Genomic DNA, 4,290 nt, shown 5'->3' on the forward strand with positions numbered 1-4,290 from the left:
CTCATATCCTTGTTCTTTAAATAACTGCCAAATGGCCTCTGTTTCGTAATGATTAACCTTACAACCTAATGTATGAAACGCAACTGTAGGCATTATTTTCACCCCAATAATTCAAAATGATAGGAAACAGCTGACAGTACATATAATGGCGCTGTTTCTGTGCGCAAGATGCGCGGTCCAAGACCACAGGATACAAAGCCGTTTTCTCCAAGAAGGGAAACCTCCTCGGAAGTCAATCCGCCTTCCGGGCCAAAGACGATCAGGAGGCTTTCGCCTGCCTGCAATTTCTTTAAAGTTAAAGAAAGGACTGATGCTTCGCCCTCCCTTGCTTCCTCCTCATAGGCTATAAGCTTATGCTCGTACTTACTGCTGGCTTTAATAAGTTCTTTGACGCTAACCGGTTCTTTAACATTGGGAACTCTGCTGCGATGAGACTGCTCCGCAGCTTCCTTGGCAATCTTTTGCCACCGTTCAACCTTTTTGGCGGCTTTTTTGCCATCCCATTTAACAACTGAGCGGGATGCGGTGAAGGGGACAAATTCATAGGCACCAAGTTCTGTGCCCTTCTGGATAATCAATTCGAGCTTATCCCCTTTAGGCAGACCGCTCGCTATAACGATATGGACCGGCAGCTCAGAGGTTCCTTCTTCCCATTTTACAACGTTTGCCACAACCATTTCATCGGTAATTTCTGCAATAAGACAAATCGCACTTTTTCCCTCTGGCAAAACACAAATAATTTGATCCCCAGCCTTCATTCTCATGACTCGTACAATGTGATGATAATCATCGCCACTAATAATGAATTGATTCTTGCTTTCCTGTCCATCAATAAAATAACGCTGCACCACAGCACCTGCTTTCCAATCAAAATGAGGCTGTTTACTAAATAAAAGACAGAAAAAAGGGGCATTGCATGTTCCCCTTTTTCCTAGATTATTTCTTTTTGCCTATGATTGCAACCCAGTCTTCCATTGCAATAATTTCTTCAATTTCAAAACCAGCGTTGATCATCGCATCCTTAACAACTTCTTTTTTCTGCTGGATGATTCCAGAGGTAATGAAATAGCCGCCATTTTTCACAATTTTGCCGGCATCATCAGCGAACCTAAGAATCACTTCAGCCAGAATATTCGCGACAACAATGTCTGCTCCCTCTGTCACACCATCTAAAAGGTTGTTTTGGGATACTGTTGCGACTTCCTGAACTTTATTGAGTTTAATATTCAGTTTCGCCACCTGAACTGCTACATCATCAAGATCCATCGCTTCTACTTTTGAAGCACCAAGCTTTGCAGCCGCGATACTCAGAACTCCAGAACCTGTGCCAACGTCAACAACGCGGTCACCTGGTTTAACAGTTCTTTCAAGTGCTTGTATGCACATAACGGTTGTCGGATGTGTGCCCGTTCCAAAAGCCATTCCAGGATCAAGTTCAATGATCAGTTCATCTGTATTGACTGGAGTATAGTCCTCCCAGGTAGGTACTATCGTGAACTTTTCGGAAATTTTCACCGGATTATAATACTTCTTCCAGGCAGTTGCCCATTCTTCCTCATTCACTTCACTGATTGATACCTTGTTCATTCCGATATCGATATTGTAGATAATCAGGTTATTAATTGCTTCTTTAATTTCATCAACTGTTTCTCCCAGAAAGCTATTAACCGGGAGATAAGCTTTGATGATGACACCTTCTTCAGGATAATCGTCTGGATTAAGTTGGTATATTTCGCCGAACTGGTCCTCTCTTTCCTTCACAAGCTCAAGCGGATCTTCAATCACTACCCCGCTTGCTCCTGCCTCGTGCAGAATATTTGAAATCGGCTCAACCGCTTCATTTGTTGTTAAAATGCTGATTTCAGACCATTTCATTTACACCAGCTCCATTCAATTAATCACCTTTAAAGGCTCGTTTTACTTTTGAGAAAAAGCTTTCTTCATGCTCCCCAATCGGCGATTGGCCACTGACGTCCGCAAATTCCCTTAATAGCTGCTTTTGTTTCTCTGACAGCTTTGTAGGTGTAACAATACGGACTAGAACATGCTGATCGCCTGTACCATATCCGCGGACATTCGGGACTCCCTTGCCTTTTAAGCGGAACTTAGTCCCAGTTTGAGTACCTGCCGGGATTTTCAGTTTCACCTTGCCATGCAGTGTAGGCACTTCAACTTCGTCACCTATTGCTGCCTGTACAAATGTGATTGGCATTTCACAATAGATGTCATCGCCATCACGCTCGAAAAATTCATGTGATCTTATGTGGAAAACAATATAAAGATCACCAGAAGGACCACCGTTAATACCAGCTTCCCCTTTTCCGGCAACTCTTAACTGCTGGCCATCATCGACACCTGCAGGAATTTTAACATGAATTTTATTACGTCTTGTAACTTTTCCTGCTCCAGAGCAAGTTGAGCATTTTTCTTTGATTTCTTTACCGGTACCATTGCAGTAGTTGCAGACACGGCGATTTACGATACGTCCAAAAGGAGTATTTTGTTCTACATTCAGCTGGCCGCTTCCGTGGCAGTGTTTACATGTATCCACTTTCGTGCCCGGCTTTGCTCCTGAACCGTCACATGTATCACATGTTTCTTCTCGAGGGATCTCAATATCCGTTTCCTTGCCGAATACTGCCTCCTCGAACTTCAGTGTCATTGTGTACTGAAGATCAGCGCCCTGCCTTGGTGCATTTGGATCACGGCGTCTGCCGCCTCCGCCGCCGCCAAAGAAGGAATTAAAGATATCTTCAAATCCTCCGAAGCCGCCGCCGAAGTCTCCCCCGCCAAAGCCCTGGTTAGGATCAACATGGCCAAACTGGTCATAGTGGGCACGCTTTTGGTCGTCGCTCAGCACTTCATATGCTTCTTTAACTTCTTTGAATTTTTCGTCTGCTCCCGGCTCTTTATTGATGTCCGGATGGAATTGTTTAGAAAGCTTTCGATAAGCCTTCTTTAGTTCATCCTTGGTAGCCGATTTACTGACTCCCAGGACTTCATAGTAATCCCGTTTGCTCATGATTACCACTCCCGAATCTTTTCACATAAAGATAATTCTAACATTCTCGTACATTCATGTGCAATATTTAAAACATCTATTATGTGTTATTTTAGTAGTCCAAATTCTTTGTCTTCGCAACAAACAAAAAGCCAAAGCCAAGTATGACCTGACTTTGACTTTTTGTGTGATAATTAATTATTTATCGTCATTTACTTCTTCAAATTCTGCATCTACGATGTTGTCGTCTTTAGGACCATCTTGGCCAGGTGCACCTTGTTGCGCCTGAGCTTGCTTAGCAGCTTCTTCATAAAGCTTCACGCTAAGGTTTTGGACGATTTCCTGCAAGGCATCCTTCTTAGTGCGGATTTCTTCGATGTCGTTCTTCTCGATTGCAGCCTTCAGCTCATCTTTAGCATCAGTTGCACTCTTGACATCAGCTTCATCTACTTTTCCTTCAAGATCCTTTAAAGTCTTTTCAGCTGTGAATACTAACTGGTCAGCCTCATTGCGAAGCTCAACTTCTTCTTTAAGCTTCTTGTCCGCTTCAGCATTTTCTTCAGCTTCTCTTACCATGCGTTCGATTTCGTCGTCAGAAAGTCCAGTAGAAGACTTGATAGTGATTTGCTGTTCTTTGTTCGTACCAAGGTCCTTCGCGCGAACGTTAACGATACCGTTCTTATCGATATCAAAAGTAACTTCGATCTGAGGAATTCCACGTGGAGCTGGCGGAATGTCAGTCAATTGGAAACGGCCAAGAGTTTTATTGGCAGAAGCCATAGGACGCTCACCTTGAAGTACGTGGATATCAACAGCTGTCTGGCTATCCGCAGCAGTTGAGAACACCTGAGATTTAGATGTCGGAATTGTTGTGTTGCGGTCAATTAGCTTAGTGAATACGCCGCCCATAGTCTCAATACCAAGTGAAAGCGGAGTAACGTCTAGCAAGACTACATCCTTAACATCACCAGAGATTACGCCGCCCTGGATTGCCGCACCCATTGCTACAACTTCATCAGGGTTAACGCCTCTGTGAGGCTCTTTTCCAGTTTCCTTCTTGATCGCTTCCTGTACAGCAGGGATACGAGTAGATCCGCCGACAAGTATTACTTTATCAAGTTCAGAAGGGCTTAAACCAGCATCTTTTAGCGCCTGGCGAGTTGGCCCCATTGTGCGCTCTACCAATCCAGCAGAAATCTCTTCGAATTTAGCACGAGTCATGTTCACTTCAAGGTGAAGCGGTCCTGCTTCTCCTGCTGTGATGAATGGAAGAGAGATCTGTGTAGAAG

Annotated in this window: 5 protein-coding genes; all 5 read right to left on the minus strand. The window is 43.9% G+C overall.

All coding sequences use genetic code 11. The features are described from left to right. The coding region (locus WB217_RS13415; RefSeq protein WP_423993721.1) for a hypothetical protein at positions 1-93 on the minus strand (93 nt) is incomplete at its 3' end. A 5-nt stretch (positions 94-98) separates the two neighbouring features. After that, a complete protein-coding gene (locus tag WB217_RS13420) occupies positions 99-848 on the minus strand; it encodes a 16S rRNA (uracil(1498)-N(3))-methyltransferase (RefSeq protein WP_423993717.1) in 750 nt (249 codons plus the stop codon). Between the two features lie 88 nt (positions 849-936). Next, on the minus strand, positions 937-1,875 hold the full coding sequence (prmA, locus tag WB217_RS13425) for a 50S ribosomal protein L11 methyltransferase (RefSeq protein ID WP_423993718.1): 939 nt from the start codon (positions 1,873-1,875) through the stop codon (positions 937-939). A 19-nt stretch (positions 1,876-1,894) separates the two neighbouring features. Further along, entirely contained in the window at positions 1,895-3,022 is a 1,128-nt protein-coding gene (gene dnaJ, locus WB217_RS13430) for a molecular chaperone DnaJ (RefSeq protein WP_423993719.1), read from the minus strand. A 177-nt stretch (positions 3,023-3,199) separates the two neighbouring features. Continuing rightward, positions 3,200-4,290 (minus strand): Hsp70 family protein (locus WB217_RS13435; protein WP_423993720.1); only part of this gene is annotated, 1,091 nt, incomplete at its 5' end.

The sequence above is a fragment of the Mesobacillus sp. genome (genome assembly GCF_049588175.1).
GTDB lineage: Bacteria > Bacillota > Bacilli > Bacillales > Cytobacillaceae > Mesobacillus.

Excerpts from the sequence above, each read along its gene's own strand:
- prmA (WP_423993718.1), bottom strand. The coding sequence starts at position 1,875 with ATGAAATGGTCTGAAATCAGCATTTTAACAACAAATGAAGCGGTTGAG.
- dnaJ (WP_423993719.1), bottom strand. The coding sequence starts at position 3,022 with ATGAGCAAACGGGATTACTATGAAGTCCTGGGAGTCAGTAAATCGGCT.